This is a genomic window from Bradyrhizobium huanghuaihaiense, assembly GCF_025200885.1.
GTDB lineage: Bacteria > Pseudomonadota > Alphaproteobacteria > Rhizobiales > Xanthobacteraceae > Bradyrhizobium > Bradyrhizobium huanghuaihaiense.
On record NZ_CP104172.1, the window covers coordinates 6243901 to 6261856 of the forward strand.

The window sequence follows — 17956 nt, forward strand, 5'->3', positions numbered from 1 at the left end:
ACGATGCAAACCACGGCCTCGCCCTCGCTCCCGGCAGCCCACCAAGCAACGTCTGTGCGGACGCCCGGGCCTATCAGGCATTACGGCCGCTACCTCTATTTCGCGATCAACATCGCCATCCTGGTCTTTCTGCTGGCGCCGATCGCGATCGTCGTGGTGTTCGCGCTGAACCCGACACCGTTCATCCAGTTTCCGCCGGTCGGCGTGTCGCTGCGCTGGTTCGAAAAGTTCTTCGCTTCGCGTGATTTCATGCATGCGCTCGGCTTCAGCCTCGAAGTCGCCGTGCTCACCACCCTGTCCGCAACTGTGCTCGGCGCCTCCGCGGCGCTGGCGCTCGCGCGCGGCAACCTGCCGGGCACGCGGCTGATCGTGGCGACCATGCTTTCACCCTTGATGCTGCCGGCGATCCTCACGGGCCTCGCGCTGTTCCAGACCTATGTGCTGCTCGATGTGGGACGTCCGACCTGGGGCCTCGTCGCCGGCCACACGCTGGTGACGCTGCCTTATGTCGTGCGCACCACGCTCGCCGTGCTGCATAATTTCGACACGCGCCTGGAGGAGGCCGCGCGCAATCTCGGCGCAAGTCCGTTGCGCACCTTCTTCGAGGTGACGCTGCCGCTGATCAAGCCGGGTGTGCTCGCCGGCGCGATCTTCGCCTTCATCGTCTCCTTCGACCAGTTCCCGGTATCGCTGTTCCTGGTCTCGCCGGGCAACGAGACATTGCCGGTCACGCTGTTCAATTATCTGAAGTTCGATCTGGACGGCACCATCGGCGCCGCCTCGGTGGTCTCGATCGTGCTCGCCTTTGTCGTCGTCATCGGGCTCGACCGCACGGTGGGCCTGCGCTCCTACGTCAAATTGTAACCGCTCATTGCAACGAAGGATTCGACACATGATGAAAGCTTTGGGACCGCTCAGCCGCCGCCGCTTTCTGACCGCAAGCGCCTCACTCGGCATCGGCACCATCGCCGCGCCTTACGTCGCGCGCGCCGACGATCCGACGCTGCGCATCACCGGCTGGGGCGGCAAGTGGGGCGAGATCATGAAGGCCGAGATCGGCCCCGCCTTCGAGAACGAATTCAAGTGCAAGCTCCAGATCGATTCCGCCTTCCCCTATCTGCCAAAACTCCAGGCGAGTTCGCGCTCCGCGCCGATCTATGACGTGATGCACACCAATTCCAACGAGCAGTGGGCGGCCGCCGAAATGGGCCTGGTCGAGCCGAAGATCGACGCGAAGCTCGTGCCGAACCTCGCCGACGTCTATCCCTACGCCGTCAGCGACAAGATCGTCGGCGTCTCGATCTTCACCAGCGCCATCGGCCTCGGCCTTCGCACCGACAAGGACTATGGCAACATCACCTCCTGGAAGGAGCTGTGGGACGCAAAGTACAACGGCGTCCGTGGCGGCTATGTCATTCCCGTCAACAGCCTCGGCCAGGCCTTCCTGATGATGTGCGGCACGCTGTTTGGCAAGGGGCAGACCGATCTCGACGCGGCCTATGCCGCACTGGAGAAGCTGAAGCCGATCAAGATCGTCGACTTCACCGGCGCCATGGAAAAGATGCTGCTCTCCGGCGAAGTCGGCCTCTGCGTCATCCACGATTCCGGCATCTACCGCTATGACGGCCAAAACCAGCCGACCGATTTCGTCTCGCCGAGCGAAGGCGTGCTGTCGCTCGAGCAGGTTTTGACCATCACGCCCGGCAGCAAGATGAAGGAGCTCGCCAACGCCTATGTGAACTACATGCTCCGCCCCGAGGTGCAGAAGCGCCTCGCCGAGACCGTGTGGTACTCGCCGGCCAACAAGAAGGTGAAGCTCGATGCCAAGTACGATGCAAAACTGCTCACCACGCCCGAGAAGGTCTCCAAGCTGATCCAGGTCGACTGGAAGTGGTACAACGAGCGCAAGGACGAGATCGACCAGCGCGTCAACAGGATCTTCCGCGCATGAGCGCGTCGATCGAGATCGCCGGCGTCAGCAAGGTCTATGACGGCGGCGTCCGCGCAGTGGACGCGGTCGCGATAGACATCAGGCAGGGCGAGTTCTTCTCCCTGCTCGGCCCCTCCGGCTGCGGCAAGACCACGACGCTGCGCATGATCGCCGGTTTCGAGACGCCGAGCTCGGGCGCGATCCACGTCGACGGCGCCGACATCACCCATGTGCCCGCGCACAAGCGCGACATGGGCATGGTGTTCCAGAACTACGCGCTGTTCCCGCATCGCACCGTCGCCGAGAACGTCGCCTTCGGCCTGCGCATGCGCGGGCTCGACAAGGCGACCATCGCGGCCAAGGTGAAGGCGGCCCTCGCCATGGTCGAGCTGTCCGGACTGGAAGATCGCCGCCCCGCCCAGCTGTCCGGCGGCCAGCAGCAGCGCGTCGCGCTTGCGCGGGCCATCGTCATCGCGCCGCGCGTCCTGCTCTGCGACGAGCCGTTAGGGGCGCTCGACAAGAAGCTGCGCCAGCAGATGCAGTTCGAGCTCAAGCAGTTGCAGAAGAAGCTTGGCCTCACCCTGGTCTTCGTCACCCACGACCAGGAAGAGGCGCTCGCGATGTCCGACCGCATCGCCGTGATGAACGGCGGCCGCGTCGAGCAGGTCGGCACGCCCACGGAAATCTACAACCAGCCGACGACGCGCTTCGTCGCCGACTTCATCGGCGACACCAACATCTTCCGCGGCGAGCGCACCAGGACCAGCACGGTTGCCTCGGCGCTCGATGCCGGCAAGGGCCTGATCCTGGCGCTGCCGCCGACCGAGGCGCAGGGCACTGGCGTGCTCTCGGTCGCGCTGCGCCCGGAAAAGATTCGCCTCATCCCGCGCGGTGACGGCGCCACTCCAGCCGGCATCTCCGCGCATGGCATCGTCGAGAACACCAACTTCCTCGGCGGCGCCGTGCTCTACCGCGTCACGCTAGAGGGTGGACATCGCGTTCTCGTGCAACAACCCAATGCAGGCACGAGCCGCCTGTTCGTTCCCGGCAACGGCGTCACACTCGAATGGACGCCGGCCGATCTCGTCGTCTTGAAGGACTAGCCCCATGAACATGCCATTGAAGCATCAGCGCATCGGAGTGGTCGTGATCGGCCAGAGTCCGCGCCCGACCGTCGCTGCCGAGATCGCAGCCGTGCTGTCGCCGGGCATCCAGATCGAGCTGCGCGGCGCGCTCGACGGCATGAGCCGCGCCGAGATCGACGCCATCCCGCCAATGGACGGCTACGACACGCTGTTCACGCTGCTGCCGAACGGCGACGGCGTCACCATCAGCAAGAAGGAAGTGGAGCGGCGCGCGAGCCAGCAGATCACGCGCTTCAAGCATGAGGGCGTCGGCGTGACGCTGATGGCGTGCACCGGAAAATTCCCCAACCTCGCGGCCGACGGGCTCGTCATCCTGCCCTCGGCCATCCTGCACAATCTCGTCGAGGCCGTGCTGCCGAAGGGACGGCTCGGCGTGTTCTCGCCGCTGCCCGAGCAGACCGCGCTGATCGACAAGAAATGGCAGCGCGACGGCGTCGAGGTGGTCGGCATCACGCTGCGCCCCGGTTCCAGTGAGGCTGTCGTCGACGAGGCTGCACACACCATGGCCGACCTCGAGCCCGATCTCGTCGTGATGGACTGCATCAGCTACACCAGCGCCAACAAGGCGCGCGTGCGCAAAGCCTATCCAGGCCCCGTCATCCTCGGCATTGCCGCGGCGGCCCGCATCGTCGAGGAGCTGGTGTCGTGAGCAAGGTGGAACTGAAGACGATCAGCCTCGAGGAGATCGAGGCGCTCGCGGTCGGCGCCTGGATCCTCGGCACCGGCGGCGGCGGCAGCCCCTATCTCGGCCTGCTCAATCTGCGCCGGCTCTATGCCGAAGGCCATCGCGTGCAATTGATGTCGCCGCTCGACCTCGACGACGCGGACTGGGTCGCGGTGGTCTCCAACATGGGCGCGCCGCTGGTCGGGCAGGAGCGCCTTGCCGACAGCCGCAACATCGCGCGCGCCGTGCGCATGCAGGAGGAGATCAACGGCATCAAGTTCCGCGCCGTGATGTCGGTCGAGATCGGCGGCGGCAACGGCGTGCAGGCGCTGATGGCGGCCGCGCATCTCGGCATTCCCGTGGTCGATGCCGACTGCATGGGCCGCGCTTTCCCCGAGGCGCAGATGACCTCGGTCGCGATCGGGGACTTACGTCCCTATCCCTGCACGCTCTACGATCCCCGCGGCATCGAAGCCGTCGTCACCAAGGTTCCGACCTGGAAATGGATGGAGCGGGCGAGCCGCAAGATCTGCGTCGAGATGGGCTCGATCGCCTCGACCAGCAAGGCCCCGCGCACGGGCCGCGAGGTCAAGGACTGGGGCATCCACTTCACCACCACCAAGGCGATCCGCATCGGCCGCGCCGTGCAGGAGGCGAACCGCCGCCACGAGGACCCGATCGCCGCGCTGCTTGCGACCGAAGGCGGCCAAAAACTGTTCACCGGCAAGATTGTGGACGTCGCCCGGCGCACCACCGAGGGCTTCCTGCGAGGCACCGCGATGGTCGACGGCAGCGATGCTGATCGCGGTACCAAGCTCAAGCTCTCGTTCCAGAACGAATGGATCGTCGCCTGGCGCGGCGAGGAAGCGATCGCGACCTCGCCCGATCTGATCTGCGTGCTCGACAGCGTCAACGGCCACGGCATCGGTACCGAGACCATTCGCTACGGCCAGCGCGTCACCGTGGTCGCCCTGCCGGCGCCGCCGGTGCTGACGAGCCCGCGCGGTCTCGAATTCGTCGGCCCGCGCGCCTTCGGCTACGACCTCGACTTCCGTTCCCTCTTCTCGCCCGCGGCGGCTGGAGCTTAAGATCCCATGAAGCGTATTGGCATCGATGTCGGGGGCACCAACACGGACGCCGTGCTGATCGTCGACGAGAAGGTCGTCCATTCCGTCAAGCGGCCGACCACGGCCGACGTGACCTCGGGCATCCTCGACGCGCTGAAGGCGCTGCGCGCCGAGCCGGCTGCCGCGGTGAAGGTCGATGCGGTCGTGATCGGCACCACGCACTTCATCAACGCGGTGGTGCAGCGCCGCCACGTGCAGAAGATCGGTGCGATCCGCATCGGCATGCCGGCGAGCGCCTCGCTGCCGCCGTTCTGCGACTGGCCGACGGACCTCGCCTCTCTCGTCAACGGCGAGATCTTCATGCTGGAGGGCGGCCACGATTACGACGGCCGCCCGTTCATGCCGCTCGACGTCGGCGGCCTCAAGGACGCCGCCCGAAAGATCAAGGACCAGGGCCTGCGCTCGGTCGCGGTGTGCTCGAGCTTCTCCCCGCTCGATCCCTCCTGCGAGACCACGGCGCTTGAGATCCTCGCCGACATCTGCCCCGACGTCGCGGTGACGCTGTCGCACGATCTCGGCCGCATCGGCCTGCTCGAGCGCGAGAACGCCGCCCTGCTCAATGCCTCGCTGCACGATCTCGCCGTCACCACGGTCGCGGCCTTCCGCAAGGCGATCGCCGACAGCGGCATCGATGCGCCGCTGTTCCTGACCCAGAACGACGGCACCGTCATGCAGGCCGAGATCGCCACCGCGTTCCCGGTGATGAGCTTTGCCTCCGGTGCCACCAACTCCATGCGCGGCGCCGCGCATCTGTCCGGTCTCGACGATGCCATGGTCGTCGACGTCGGCGGCACCACCAGCGACATCGGCCAGCTGCGTCACGGCTTTCCGCGCGAAGCCAATGCCGTCGTCGAGGTCGGCGGCGTGCGCACGCTGTTCCGTATGCCCGATCTGCTCTCGATCGGGCTCGGCGGCGGCAGCCATGTCGACGAAGACCCGGTCCGCGTCGGCCCGCTCAGCGTCGGCTATCGCCTGACGTCGGACGCGCTGGTGTTCGGCGGCTCGCGCCTCACCGCCACCGACATTGCGGTGGCCGCCGGCCTGATCGACATCGGCGACCGCTCACGCGTCGCGAACTTGCCGAAGCGCCTGATCGACGCCGCGCTGCGCGATGCCTGGCGCAAGCTGGAGGAGGACATCGACCGCATGAAGACCGAGGCCGGCGACGTGCCGCTGCTCGCGGTCGGCGGCGGCGCCTTCCTGGTGCCCGATCGCCTGCCCGGCATCTCCGAGATCGTCCGCGTGCCGCATGGCGACTGCGCCAATGCGGTCGGCGCCGCGATCGCGCAGGTCTCCGGTGAAGCCGACCAGGTGTTCCGCGACCTCAGCCGCGAGGATGCCATCGCAGCCGCGCGCGACATCGCGGCCGACCGCGCCGTTCAGGCCGGAGCCGCGCGCGACAGCCTCAAGACGGTCGACGTCGAGGACATGCCGATCGCGTATCTGCCCGGCAATGCGCTGCGCGTGCGCGTGCGTGTTGCCGGGGCGATTGCCGATCCGGATCTGCCGGCGGCGGCGTAGCCGGGTCATCCCCATCAAACAAAAACGCGAAAACAACCCCATGCACAGTAGCTGGCGATAACACAATCAACGGCTTACGCAGATAGCCACACGCCGCTTTGACACGTCGGGCAACACAGGGGTATAATGCTATTATTCCGAAGTCCGGGCGTTGTCCTCGTTCTCCTCCAAGTGGGAGGCAATACCGGCGCGAAAAGCATCTGGATCGACGGCTCGGCGGCGCTGACGTGCGGCTGGACTTCAGCGGGAGCAACCCACGCAGTTTAGCGATGGGTCATCAGAATACCATCAAGGTTAGAGGCGCGCGAGCAAGCGGGGCAGCCGTTGCGCGCAGCCGCGTGCCTCGTGGCGGCTGGCAGGCGTCGGATGTCGATTGGGAGCAAACACCACCCGTAAATTTCCCAAGTGCCGGCCGATCACCCTGCGGGTTAACTGGTGCCGTCGAGCACCGCAATGAAAGCACCGAAGCCAAAGCAATGGGCCGAGCAGGAAGTCCGCCGATTGATCAGGCTCGCCCGGCAGGGAGTTGGCACATCGAAGATAGCCGCCGAATTGGGCCGTCACGCCGGGTCGGTGCGACGAATGGCGCGGAGCATGGGAATACTGTTGAAGAAGTAGCCGTCCCTGGCAGGGCGCTGCCTGATCAACGAGGCGCACGGGTAGAGCCCGAAGGGCCCCTAGCCTCGGCTGATCTCCCGCATACCCCCAACAGCGGCATCAGTATTGCGGCCACAGAACAGCGCTCGACCACGCTGAGAAAAGATGCCCATTCCAAATAGCGCTACAGCGCTGCCTCTCAACATGGTTGTAGTTGGAGTTTGAAAGTTCAAAACGGCCCCAGCCGCAGGATGGGGTAACAGCCGGGGCCGGCATTCCCATTCCAATGTGCCGCAATCGGCGGTAATCGGGCACGCTTCCAGTTAGGCACATAGAAGCTAACAAACTATGCTGTCTTGCACTTCCCCTGCGACGGCCGCGGCCGGTTGCGTGAGACTGCGCTCTCCATGAGGCGGTGAGCCAACTTGGCAAAGTTCGAAATCATCGGGCGGCGTATCGTTGGCCAAATGCTCCCAATACTCAGCTTCGGCGAGCAGCTTCCAACTTCGATCAGGATGATGCGCGGCTGTCTGACGGCACAGCGATGCCATCGCGCGCAGGCGACTCGCAGTATCCATTTGCTCCTCCCAGCTATTTTTTGTTTTTTGCACCTTATTTTCTTTTTTTACGACGGAGTCATTACGATTATGGCGCAGAACTAATTTTCACTCTCCGGACGTGATTCGAATTCGTTACGACTTCAAATCGTTCGAGCGCAACTGATGCAATCCAGTGACGTTCAACGCAGCCATCGCGAGCAACACGAGGCCGCGGCGTCATGTGTCGAGAGAGAGCAAATCGGACTTTGAAGCTCCGGCAAACTCGGAGCCAGCATCTGCGGGTATATCCGGAAGGCTCGAGCGACCGGCCTCAACCGCGACGATCGCGTCCTCGATCTGCTGGATCGAGTCGTCTACGAACGGACGATCCGGAGACATCGACTTCACACCAGGCGAACAAGTCACTTGGATGAAGAGCACGAAAAGGCTGCCAACTCAGGTGGGCCTTACTCTTCTTTCGGACGGGGTTCTTTGGTTTTGCGGCCCAGGAGAGTACTGCGAGCCGGTGGCATTCCTGCTATTGCTCGCTCCAACTCCACAGCGATGGCCCTGTAGCGAGCGAGCAATCTCGTGAAAGTGTCGCGCTTGATTTGGTTCTTGGCAGTTTTCTGAAGTCGCTCGCAATCGGCGATTTGCGCGCGGAGCAGTTCTAGCTGGGCCTGCATTTCCTTCATTGCTTATTCCCCGCGAGAGCCGCAATCCGGCAAATCAACACTCCCGAATTTGAATCTAGATACTTTGAGGTTCGACGACATCAAGTCGAGGACGCGAGCCTAATTGGGACAACCTCCCTGACAAATCGCCTCGCGGGCGTGAGGTTGCCGCAGCGACCAAAACTTGATCGCGTTTCCTAAGGAGACGCCAGCTGTGTTCGGTCGCACCAATCGAGAGGCCATCCGCGCGCCATTCCACGTGGTCAACCGCCAGCTCGGCAATCTCCCGCCGATGTCGGCGTGTTTTCGAGTTGATTGATCTGGATCAAGCCCGGCGAAGCCTGATTCAACAGGATTGACCAGGCAACGCGCGGGGGCCTGGGATGAAACGTTGGGTGGGGCTCGTCATCGCAGCACTCATGGTCGCCGGATCGCGCTCGGGCGATGCCGCCATACGGATCACGGACGATCGAGGCGGATCGATCGGGAAGTACATATACAAGTATGAACGGCTGCGCGCCTCGGGCCAGAGAGTCATCATCGATGGCTTCTGCGCATCGGCCTGCACCATTGTCCTGGCGACCCTGCCCTCCGAAAGGATCTGCGTGACCTCGCGGGCCGAGATGGCGTTCCACGCCGCATGGGATATTGGTCCGCGCGGACGGGCTGTCACGAACGCCGGCGCCACGCGCATGATGTATCTCATGTATCCTGCACCGGTGCGGCGCTGGATCGCCCATCGCGGCGGCTTGACGCCCCGAACCATATTCCTTCGCGGAGACCCGCTGCAGGCGATGTATCGCTCGTGCCCATCCTGAGCCCGCGGGGATCGGCTGCCGCGACAAAAGCTGCCCCAAAGGGTTCGCCTCGTATCCGGATCAATCGGGGGCGAGAAAGCTGGGAGCAGGCGGCGGCCCTCGATCACCGCCGTCCGCGCTCACTTGGTCTTCTCAATATTGATACTGATACTGATTTTGACCCGGACAGACGTAGCTGCCGTAGGTGTCGTAGTAGCAGCCGCTGTTGTAGTTGTTGTTGTAGTAACCGTAGGCTCCGTAGGCAGCGGCGGCGCCCACCGCGGCAGCGCCATAGCCCAAGCCCGGGCGGTAGTAGCCGCCGCCGTAGCCCGGGCGGCCCGCGATCGGGCGTCCCGGATAGCCGGGCCGACCTGCAATCGGGCGGCCCGCTATCGGATGCGCCGGCCGAACTCCTCCGGCCACGCGATAGCCGCGTCCGGCATGAACGGCGCCGCCCCGAACGTGGGCAGCACGCATGCCACCGCCATGAAAGCCACCGGCGCGCATGCCGCCGCCATGAAATCCGCCTCCGGCGCGCATGCCGCCACCTCCGCCACGGCGAGCAAACGCGTCATCGGGCACCAGGCTGGCAGCGACGACGATGGCTGCCGCGAAACCAATCAGACCATAGCGAACCATGAGCTTCCTCCTGATGGTGAGGCGCCATCGATCCGCCGGCTTCCGCGCGTGATGCCCGCGCCAACGGCGACGGCACCAGCGCATGCATTTGGCATTTCGTTGCCTCGCGCTTGATCTAAATCAAGCGGCCGGCGCGCAGCGATGATGATCACGTAAGTTCCCGACAGGAACCGGAAGCACTTGGCCGAAAACATCCGCGGACGCCGCCGATGAGGGGTTGTCTCCGCGAATTCAACTCGCGGGATTCGTGCACTGACACGCACGCCTCATTTGTCTTTAGGGCGCTGCGGCTTTTCCTTTCCCGCAGCCTGCGAGGTTCGGCTTGCGGGGGCCTCAAAGACCGCAATCCGGCGATCGAGTTGCCAGAGCTCGACGTCGTTGACATCAACCAGTTGCGCAGCACGTTCTCGTGCTTCCTGCTCGTCGGCACACTGCAATTTCGCTACGCTTATAACGTGGCGGTGCTGATCCAAAAGATAAGCCCGGTAGTGAGCCATCCCCAAGTCTCCCTACGCCCGCGTTTATCGGATCATCACCTCAATCCTTCAATCAGCATTTTCCAGCCGAACGCATCGTTCGCCGTCAGCAGCAAAGCGCCAAGCGCTGCCAGGTGGAACGGCAGTTCGCAATCGGGACGCGCGTTCATATTGCCGACAAACGAGGCGACCGCGTTCTTGAGATCGCCTCGGTCCAGATGATCGAAGGCCCGTTGCTTGCAACGCTCGACATATTCATCGCGCGCCATCTCAACTAACAGGGAACGTTCCATTTCGTTTGCCCCACCGATGACTTTTTTCGATCGCTGGGGAATTGGAACGAAGCAGGCTTTTTCCGTCTGTTCGAAAGGCGACAAACAGATCTCTTTTGCCGGCAAGTGTGGGAATTCGGATACAGGCGCGCATCCGCATGAAAAGAAGGGTTGCGGATAGCACGCCTACAACGCAGCCTTCGAGACGCCCGCCGATGGCGGGCCCTCAGGATGAGGGAGGAGTGCGTGGCGGCAATTTCAAACGGGGCCAATGCTGCTTAGCCGCTTCCTGAAGAGACCGCGGGAAGCAGTCGTCTAAGGACGAGGCGCTTGCTCAGGCCGCCACCAACGCCATCCGCGATAGCCCTCCCCCACGACGGCAGGGGAATCGCATATGGCGTGCACGATGCTGCGGCATCGGCGCTGGGCTCCCTCTCCCGCTTGCGGGGGAGGGCTGGGGTGGGGGTGTCTCCGCGGTGGGATTGTTAATTGTGGAGGGCGTCTCTGTGTGGCGAGAGCCCTCACCCGCCGCGCCCGGCCTCTCCCGCAAGCGGGGGAGGCGGAGCAAGCCCGCGGACAATCTTCGTGAAATCCATATGCATAGCTCTGCCCACGACGGGAAAGGGCACCGCGAATGGGCACCGCGCTGTCGTCGCCCCTACTCCCAATACCAGGTCGAGAAATCGTTCTCGAACTGCGGGACTTCCTTCCAGACGCCCTTCAGCTTCTTGTTGGTGACAGTCGGCCATTGCGGCTGGAACAGGTAGGCGGAGACGGCGTCGGTGGCCAGCATACGCTGGGCGTCGCCGAGCAGCTTGGCGCGGGCGGCTTCGTCCGGCGTGGACACGATTTGCTTGTAGAGCGCGTTGAACGCCTCGTTGTTGTAACCGAGATAGTAGTCCGGCTCGGTGATCTTGACGAGGTCGAACGGCTCGACGTGGCTCACGATGGTGAGATCGAAATTATGCGGACCAGTGGGCCCGAACACCTGCGACAGCCATTGCGCCCATTCGACGTTCTCGATCTTGGCGATGATGCCGACCTTGGCGAGCTGAGCCGCGACGATCTCGCCACCCTGCCGCGCATAGGGCGGCGGCGGCAGCTTCAGCGACAGCTCGAGCGGCGTGGTGACGCCGGCTTCAGTGAGCAGCTTCTTGGCCTTCTCGGGGTCGTAAGGGTTGATGCCGGTGGTGTCGACATAGCCGAGCGAGCCCGGCGTGTAGAAGCTGCCGATCGGCGTGCCGAAACCCTCGACGGCGCCGTCGATCAATGCCTTGCGGTCGATCGCAGCGAGGATGGCGCGGCGAACGCGGACGTCATCGAGCGGCTTCTTGCGCTCGTTGATCGCCACGATGGTCTTGGCCCTGGAGCCGCCAATCAGCACCGTGAAGCGCGGATCAGACTTGAATTGGGCAACGACGCGGGTCGCAATGCGCGGAAATGCGTCCACATCGTTCGAGAGCAGCGCCGCGGCCTGGGCGGCCGGATCGGAGATGAAGCGGATCGTCACCTTCGACAGCTTGATCGCCGAGGCGTTGCGATAGTCCGCCCATTTGTTGAGCGTGATCGAGGAGCCCTTGGCCCAGGCCCCTAACTGGTAAGGCCCGGTCCCGACCGGCTGCGTGACGTTGGTGGCTGCGCTCTTCGGCTCGACGATCGAGCCGCTCGCCTGTCCGAGGAGGAACGGCAGGTTCGGCTCGGAATACTTCACCGTGATCACGACGGTGTCGGCGTCGGGCGTCTCGACCTTCTCGAACGCCTGGTACAGGCTCTTGTCCTTGTTGGTGCTGGTCGCAGCGGCGTTGCGGTCGAACGAGAACTTCACCGCCGCGGAATCGAACGGTTCGCCATTGTGGAATTTGACGCCCTTGCGCAGCTTGAAGGTATAGATCTTCAGGTCGGGCGACGCGGTCCAGCTCTCCGCCAGCAGCGGCGAGACGGAGCCGTCCTCGTTGATCTTGGTGAGCGTCTCGTAGATGTTGTAGAGCGTGACCTCGGCGATCGCGGCCGCAGCGGCATTGGTCGGATCGAGCCCCGGCGGCTCCAGCGTCATCGCCATGACGACGCTGTCCTTCTTGCTCTGCGCCAGTACAGGCAAAGGCGCCGCGGCGAGCGCGGCGGCAAATGCGACGATGGATAGTTTCCTGAACATCTCGTAACTCCCCGGCCTGCTGTCTTCGTGAGCCTATGCCAATCCTGCTCCGGACACTAACCTTCCATGGCGGCCTGCGGCAACGCCATCACAGACTCCGCCTTGTGACAGGCGGCAAGGTGCCCCTCGCCCACCCTGCGTAGCTCAGGCAGGGCCTCGCGGCAATGCTGGTCGGCGAGTGCACAGCGCGCGACATAGGGACATCCGGTCGCGGCCGCCGATTGCGAAGCGATCGCCTGGGCTCCGCGCCGGCGCCGGCCGCCCCCGGCGCGCGCCCGTGGCACGGCATCCAGCAGCGCCCGCGTATAGGGATGGGCACAATGCTCGAACAGATCTTCGGGGCGCCCCTTCTCGACGATGCGGCCGAGATACATCACCGCGACCTCGTCGCAGAGATAGTCGACCACGGCGAGGTCGTGGCTGATCAGGATGTAGCTGAGGCCGAACTGCTCCTGGAGGTCCTGCATCAGGTTGAGGACCTGGGCCTGCACGGAGACGTCGAGCGCGGAGACCGGCTCGTCGGCGACGATCAGCTTCGGCTGGGTGATCAGCGCACGCGCGATCGCGATGCGCTGGCGCTGGCCGCCGGAGAACTCGTGCGGATATTTGTCCATGTCGGCTTCGCGCAAGCCGACTTGCTTCAGCACGGCGGCGACGCGGTCGCGGAAGGTGGTGCGGTCGGCGCCTTCCAGCACGGTGAGCGGCTCGGCGACGATGCGGGCGATGATCTGGCGCGGATCGAGCGAACCATAGGGGTCCTGGAACACCATCTGGAAATCGCGCCGGGCGCGACGCAGCTCATCGGGCGGGATCCGGTTGAGATCGCGGCCGAGCAGCGCGACCTGCCCCGAGGTCGGCCGCTCCAGCGCCATCACCACGCGCGCGAAGGTGGACTTGCCCGAGCCGGATTCGCCGACGATGCCGAGGCTCTTGCCGGCCTGGACCTGCACGCTGACGCCGTTGAGCGCGCGCACATGTCCGGGCGGACGAAACAGGCTCTCGCGCGGCAGCGTGTAGCGCTGCTCGAGATCCTTCACGTCGAGAAGAGGCGCGGTGCTCATGCGGACAGCGCTCCGACATTCGCAGCCATCGAGACGTCCGTTCGGATGCAGCGCACGCCATGTCCGGGACCGACGTCCACCATCGGCGGCAGCGCTGCGCGGCACGCATCGATCACGAGCGGACATCGTTCCGAGAAGGTGCAGCCGGCCGGAAGGTCGGCGAGCTCCGGCACCGTGCCCGAGATCGTCTTCAGCCGCGTCCCCTTGCGCGCACCGAGCTTCGGCCGCGCGCGGAACAGGCCCTGCGTGTAGGGATGACCCATCCGGCGGAACACCTCATCGGTCGGCCCGCTCTCGACCACGGTGCCGCCATACATCACCATCATGCGCTGGACGTTCTCGGCGATGACGCCGAGATCGTGCGAGATCAGGATCATCGACATGCCGCGCTCCTCGACGAGATCGGCGATGAGGTCGAGGATCTGGCCCTGGATGGTGACGTCGAGCGCGGTGGTCGGCTCGTCCGCGATCAACAGGTCGGGCTCGCAGGCGAGCGCCATTGCGATGGTGATGCGCTGGCGCTGGCCGCCCGAGAACTGGTGCGGATAGGCATCGATCCGACGCGCCGGATCGGGCAGCCCGACGCGATCGAGCAAGGCGATCGCTTCTTTTCGCGCCTGCCCCGCCGAATATTTCTTGTGACGCCGCAGCGGCTCGGCGACCTGGTTGCCGATCGTATGCATCGGGTTGAGCGCGGTCATCGGCTCCTGGAAGATCATGCTGATGCGATTGCCGCGCAGGCGGCAGTAGTCCGCATCCGATAAGCCGGCGAGCTCGTTGCCGTCGAGCTTGATGCTGCCGGTGACGCGTGCGCTGTCGGGCAGCAGGCCCATCAGCGACATCGCGGTGACCGACTTGCCGCAGCCGGACTCGCCGACGAGCCCGAGCGTCTCGCCGCGCTTGAGGGAGAAGCTGACGCCGCGCACGGCCTGTGCGGGCCCGCGGCTGGTGTTGAGACGGACGCCGAGATTGTCGACCTCGATCAGCGGCATGGTGGAGCGCTCAGCCATCGTCATCTCTCCCGCGCCAGCCGGGGATCGAGCAGATCGCGCAGCCCGTCGCCGAGGAGATTGAGCCCGAGCACGGCGATTGCGATCGCCGCGCCCGGATAGACCGCGAGCATCGGCGACTGGAACAGCAGCGTCTGGGCATCGTTCAGCATCCGCCCCCAGGACGGCTGCGGCGGCTGCGTGCCGAGGCCGAGATAGGACAGCGCTGCCTCCGCGAGAATGGCGAGCGCGAACTGGATGGTGAGCTGCACGATCAGGATCGACAGGATGTTGGGCAGCACGTGCTCGATGGTGATGCGGAATTTGCCCTTGCCCGAGGCCCGCGCGGCCAGCACGAATTCGCGGGCCCAGATCGCGTTGGCCGAGCCGCGCGTCAGCCGGGTCAAGGTCGGGATCTGGAAGATGCCGATCGCGACGATCGAAGTCACCATGCCGGGGCCGACCACCGCGGCGAGCATGATTGCCGAGAGCACGGCCGGAAAGGCGAAGGTGAAATCGGAGAAACGCATGATGATCTCTTCGGTCCAGCCGCGCTTGGCCGAGGCGATCAGGCCGAGGCAGACGCCGAAAGTGAGACCGATGCTGACCGCGATGATGCCGACCGCAATGGTGGAACGCGCGCCGGCGAGCAGCAGCGAGACGATGTCGCGGCCGAAGGAATCGGTGCCGAGCCAGTGCGCGGCCGAGGGCGGCCGCAGCTTCGAGGCGATGTCGATCTCGTAAGGCGACCACGGCGTCCACACCAGCGACAGCAGCGCCGAGACGAGAACGAGCAGGCTGAGGGAGCCGCCGAGGACAAAACTGCGATGGCGCAGCGCGCGGCCCCAGAAGGTCTTGGCCGGCAGACGGCGCGTCGCGACGGGTGCGTCAATGGAAGTGGTCACGGGCGCGCTCACAGGTCGTGCACCTTGATACGGGGATCGATCAGCGCGTAGAGCACGTCGACGACGAAATTGACGATGACGACCATGGTCGCGAGCAGCATCACGCAATTGCGCACCACGATCAGGTCGCGGTTGGCGATCGACTGAAAGATCAGCCGGCCGAGGCCCGGCAGGTAGAACACGTTCTCGATCACGATGGTGCCGGCGAGCAGGTTGGCGAATTGCAACCCCATCACCGTCATCACGGGGATCATGGCGTTGCGCAGCACGTGGCTCCACAGCACCTCGCGCTTGCCGAGCCCTTTGGCCCGCGCCGTGCGGACGAAGTCTTCGCGCAGCACTTCCAGGACCGCCGAGCGTGTGACGCGGGCGAGGATCGCGGCCTGGACCACCGCCAGAGAAACTGCCGGGAGGAGCAGCGACTTGACGCCTGGCCAGACGCCGTCCTCCCAGCCGGCGAAGCCGCCCGCCGAAAGCCATTGCAGCCGCACCGCGAACAACAGCACCAGCAGGATCGCGAACCAGAAATTCGGCAGCGCGATGCCCACTTGCGTCAGCGACATCACGCCGACGTCGCCGAGCTTGTTGTGGTTGGCGGCGGTGTAGATGCCGGCCGACAGCGCCAGCGTCACCGTGATCGCCATCGACATGATCGCGAGCGGAATAGTGAGCACCAGCCGCTCCGCGATCAAGCCGGCGACCGGCGTGCCATAGACATAGGAATTGCCGAGATCGCCAATGAGGAGGCCCTTGATCCATTGCAGGTAGCGGATCGCCAGCGGCTGGTCGAGCCCGAGCTTGGCGGTGAGCGCGCGCACCGCGTCCGGCGAGGCGTCGGCGCCCATCAGCATCTGCGCGGCATTGCCCGGCAGCGCGTCCAGCACCAGGAAAATGATCAGCGACGCGCCGACCAGCGTCGCCAGCAGGGTCAACAGACGTCGGAGGACAAAGACGCTCATGTGCGGTCGATTTCAGGGCTCATCCGCGGCACGATCAACATGTCCGGGCGGCGGAGGCAAGGGCTTTGCTGCATGCCCATCTCCTCAGCCCGGCCAACGGGACAGAAGACCGCTCGAGGCCTCGAACAGCGCGCTGACGCGCAGCAATTCCGCATCAGCCCGGAAGCGGCCGACCAGCTGGAGCCCGACCGGCAGGCCGTCGCGGGCAAAACCTGAGGGAAGGCTGACGGCGGGATGGCCGGTCATGTTGAACGGCATGGTCCAGGGGAACCAATTCGGCCGGACGCTGTCGAAATGCGCCCCGTCGATCTCGATGCTGCCGAACAGGTCCTGCTTGATCGGCAGCGCGGTGCGCGTGAGGGTCGGCATCGCCAAAAAGTGCCCCCGCGCAAGCAGGGATTGCACGCGGCGGAACAGCGCGGTGCGCGCGAACATCGCCTCCTGATAGTCGACGCCGCTGACCTCGGTGGCGAGCGCGAGCTGCTTGAGGAAGGCCTCGCTCAGCTCGTCCCCGTGCTCGGCCGCGAGCTTTGCAAAGCGCGTGCGCCAGACCGTGTGGTTGATGGCGCGCCAGATCGGCTCGATGTCGAAGCCTTCGCCGGAGAATTCCTCGAGCTCGGCGCCGAGCCCGGCCAGCCGGTCGAGGCTCGCCTTGAAATTGGCGGCGACCTCGGCGGAGACGGGGCGGCCCGGCGGCGTCAGGCAATACAAAATCCTCTGCCCGTGCAGGTCGCCGCGCGGAGCGGCGGTGCCGACGAAATCGGGCACGGGGAGACCGATCGACCACGGATCGCAAGAATCTTCGCCCGCCATCGCCTGCATCATCAGCGCGGTGTCGGCGACGGTGCGGGTGGTCGGCGTGACATAGGTCTGGTTGCCGAAGACGTCGAGCGCCTGGCTGTGCGGGATCACGCCGTTGCTCTGCTTCAGGCCCACCACGCCGTTGCAGGCGGCGGGAATCCGGGTCGAGCCGCCGCCGTCAGTCGCAATCGCCAGCGGCGCGATGCCGCTCGCGACCGCCACCGCCGCGCCGCCGCTGGAGCCGCCGGAGGAGCGGCAGGCGTCCCAGGCATTGCGGGTGCGGCCGAACAGCGGGGAATCCGTCAGGCACTTGCTGCCGAATTCCGGCGTCGTGGTCTTGCCGATCAGGATCGCGCCCTCAGCTCGCAGCCGCGCCACCGCGACGGCATCCTCGGTCGGCACGTTGTCCTTGTAGGGAACGGCGCCGAAGGTGGTCTTGACGCCCCTGGTGTTGACGATGTCCTTGACGGTGACGGGGATGCCGTGGAGCAGGCCGAGCGGCTCGCCCGCCATCACCTTGCGCTCGGCGGCGCGGGCCTGCGCCATCGCCTCGTCGCCGCACAGCGTGATGAAGCAGTTCAATTCGGGCTGGAGCGCCTCGGCGCGGGCGAGCACGGCGCTGACGATCTCGACCGGCGAAATCTTCCTGGCGGCGATGAGGCCGCGCAGGTCGGTTGCGGACAGGAGACAGGGATCGCCGTTCATCGT

The 17956-nt window shown here is 65.1% G+C and carries 17 protein-coding genes; 7 read left to right on the forward strand and 10 right to left on the reverse strand.

Annotated features, from left to right (window positions below):
• Positions 1 to 3 precede the first annotated feature (3 nt).
• Genes N2603_RS29595 through N2603_RS29620 form a run of 6 tightly spaced genes read left to right on the forward strand, consistent with a single transcriptional unit; the run spans position 4 to position 6387 of the window.
• A complete protein-coding gene (locus tag N2603_RS29595) occupies positions 4 to 864 on the forward strand; it encodes an ABC transporter permease (RefSeq protein ID WP_260384912.1) in 861 nt (286 codons plus the stop codon).
• A 28-nt stretch (positions 865 to 892) separates the two neighbouring features.
• On the forward strand, positions 893 to 1951 hold the full coding sequence (locus tag N2603_RS29600; RefSeq protein WP_260384913.1) for an extracellular solute-binding protein: 1059 nt from the start codon (positions 893 to 895) through the stop codon (positions 1949 to 1951).
• A complete protein-coding gene (locus N2603_RS29605) occupies positions 1948 to 3033 on the forward strand; it encodes an ABC transporter ATP-binding protein (RefSeq protein WP_260384914.1) in 1086 nt (361 codons plus the stop codon). The genes N2603_RS29600 and N2603_RS29605 overlap by 4 nt, the downstream gene beginning before the upstream one ends.
• 4 nt (positions 3034 to 3037) lie before the next feature.
• Entirely contained in the window at positions 3038 to 3724 is a 687-nt protein-coding gene (locus tag N2603_RS29610) for an AroM family protein (RefSeq protein WP_018647655.1), read from the forward strand.
• The gene (locus N2603_RS29615; RefSeq protein ID WP_260384915.1) at positions 3721 to 4827 is read left to right on the forward strand and encodes a DUF917 domain-containing protein; all 1107 of its coding nucleotides are present in this window, start codon (positions 3721 to 3723) and stop codon (positions 4825 to 4827) included. Before N2603_RS29610 ends, N2603_RS29615 begins: the two co-directional genes overlap by 4 nt.
• Positions 4828 to 4833: 6 nt before the next feature.
• A complete protein-coding gene (locus tag N2603_RS29620; RefSeq protein WP_260384916.1) occupies positions 4834 to 6387 on the forward strand; it encodes a hydantoinase/oxoprolinase family protein in 1554 nt (517 codons plus the stop codon).
• Positions 6388 to 7990: 1603 nt separating this feature from the next.
• On the opposite strand, the gene N2603_RS29625 is transcribed toward N2603_RS29620, so the two are convergent.
• Entirely contained in the window at positions 7991 to 8218 is a 228-nt protein-coding gene (locus N2603_RS29625) for a hypothetical protein (protein ID WP_018647660.1), read from the reverse strand.
• A gap of 362 nt (positions 8219 to 8580) precedes the next feature.
• On the opposite strand from N2603_RS29625, the gene N2603_RS29630 reads away from it, so the two are divergent.
• Positions 8581 to 9015 carry a hypothetical protein gene (locus N2603_RS29630; RefSeq protein ID WP_260384917.1) on the forward strand — a complete coding sequence of 145 codons (435 nt, stop codon included), beginning with the start codon at positions 8581 to 8583 and terminating at the stop codon, positions 9013 to 9015.
• Positions 9016 to 9147: 132 nt separating this feature from the next.
• Here the strand turns inward: N2603_RS29630 and N2603_RS29635 are convergent, their stop codons facing one another.
• From N2603_RS29635 to N2603_RS29675, 9 genes are all read right to left on the reverse strand, one after another.
• Entirely contained in the window at positions 9148 to 9633 is a 486-nt protein-coding gene (locus tag N2603_RS29635) for a hypothetical protein (RefSeq protein WP_260384918.1), read from the reverse strand.
• Between the two features lie 266 nt (positions 9634 to 9899).
• Positions 9900 to 10130, reverse strand: a complete 231-nt coding sequence (locus N2603_RS29640; protein ID WP_035668117.1) for a hypothetical protein — start codon at positions 10128 to 10130, stop codon at positions 9900 to 9902.
• Between the two features lie 35 nt (positions 10131 to 10165).
• Positions 10166 to 10486: a hypothetical protein gene (locus tag N2603_RS29645; RefSeq protein ID WP_260384919.1), complete on the reverse strand. Its 321-nt coding sequence runs from the start codon at positions 10484 to 10486 to the stop codon at positions 10166 to 10168.
• A gap of 553 nt (positions 10487 to 11039) precedes the next feature.
• Positions 11040 to 12533, reverse strand: a complete 1494-nt coding sequence (locus tag N2603_RS29650; RefSeq protein WP_260384920.1) for an ABC transporter substrate-binding protein — start codon at positions 12531 to 12533, stop codon at positions 11040 to 11042.
• A 56-nt stretch (positions 12534 to 12589) separates the two neighbouring features.
• Positions 12590 to 13594 (reverse strand): ABC transporter ATP-binding protein, encoded by a 1005-nt coding sequence (locus N2603_RS29655; protein WP_260384921.1) that lies wholly within the window; start codon positions 13592 to 13594, stop codon positions 12590 to 12592.
• On the reverse strand, positions 13591 to 14604 hold the full coding sequence (locus N2603_RS29660) for an ABC transporter ATP-binding protein (protein ID WP_260384922.1): 1014 nt from the start codon (positions 14602 to 14604) through the stop codon (positions 13591 to 13593). The genes N2603_RS29655 and N2603_RS29660 overlap by 4 nt, the downstream gene beginning before the upstream one ends.
• Before the next feature lie 2 nt (positions 14605 to 14606).
• Positions 14607 to 15500, reverse strand: a complete 894-nt coding sequence (locus N2603_RS29665) for an ABC transporter permease (protein WP_260384923.1) — start codon at positions 15498 to 15500, stop codon at positions 14607 to 14609.
• Positions 15497 to 16447 carry an ABC transporter permease gene (locus N2603_RS29670; protein ID WP_018647670.1) on the reverse strand — a complete coding sequence of 317 codons (951 nt, stop codon included), beginning with the start codon at positions 16445 to 16447 and terminating at the stop codon, positions 15497 to 15499. Before N2603_RS29670 ends, N2603_RS29665 begins: the two co-directional genes overlap by 4 nt.
• A gap of 84 nt (positions 16448 to 16531) precedes the next feature.
• On the reverse strand, positions 16532 to 17953 hold the full coding sequence (locus N2603_RS29675) for an amidase (protein WP_260424292.1): 1422 nt from the start codon (positions 17951 to 17953) through the stop codon (positions 16532 to 16534).
• Positions 17954 to 17956: the final 3 nt, after the last annotated feature.

Coding starts and splice junctions, on each gene's coding strand:
- N2603_RS29595 (WP_260384912.1), top strand. CDS start 4: ATGCAAACCACGGCCTCGCCCTCGCTCCCGGCAGCCCACCAAGCAACG.
- N2603_RS29660 (WP_260384922.1), bottom strand. CDS start 14,604: ATGGCTGAGCGCTCCACCATGCCGCTGATCGAGGTCGACAATCTCGGC.
- N2603_RS29655 (WP_260384921.1), bottom strand. CDS start 13,594: ATGAGCACCGCGCCTCTTCTCGACGTGAAGGATCTCGAGCAGCGCTAC.
- N2603_RS29635 (WP_260384918.1), bottom strand. CDS start 9,633: ATGGTTCGCTATGGTCTGATTGGTTTCGCGGCAGCCATCGTCGTCGCT.
- N2603_RS29600 (WP_260384913.1), top strand. CDS start 893: ATGATGAAAGCTTTGGGACCGCTCAGCCGCCGCCGCTTTCTGACCGCA.
- N2603_RS29640 (WP_035668117.1), bottom strand. CDS start 10,130: ATGGCTCACTACCGGGCTTATCTTTTGGATCAGCACCGCCACGTTATA.
- N2603_RS29670 (WP_018647670.1), bottom strand. CDS start 16,447: ATGAGCGTCTTTGTCCTCCGACGTCTGTTGACCCTGCTGGCGACGCTG.
- N2603_RS29625 (WP_018647660.1), bottom strand. CDS start 8,218: ATGAAGGAAATGCAGGCCCAGCTAGAACTGCTCCGCGCGCAAATCGCC.
- N2603_RS29675 (WP_260424292.1), bottom strand. CDS start 17,953: ATGAACGGCGATCCCTGTCTCCTGTCCGCAACCGACCTGCGCGGCCTC.
- N2603_RS29650 (WP_260384920.1), bottom strand. CDS start 12,533: ATGTTCAGGAAACTATCCATCGTCGCATTTGCCGCCGCGCTCGCCGCG.
- N2603_RS29610 (WP_018647655.1), top strand. CDS start 3,038: ATGAACATGCCATTGAAGCATCAGCGCATCGGAGTGGTCGTGATCGGC.
- N2603_RS29630 (WP_260384917.1), top strand. CDS start 8,581: ATGAAACGTTGGGTGGGGCTCGTCATCGCAGCACTCATGGTCGCCGGA.
- N2603_RS29620 (WP_260384916.1), top strand. CDS start 4,834: ATGAAGCGTATTGGCATCGATGTCGGGGGCACCAACACGGACGCCGTG.
- N2603_RS29605 (WP_260384914.1), top strand. CDS start 1,948: ATGAGCGCGTCGATCGAGATCGCCGGCGTCAGCAAGGTCTATGACGGC.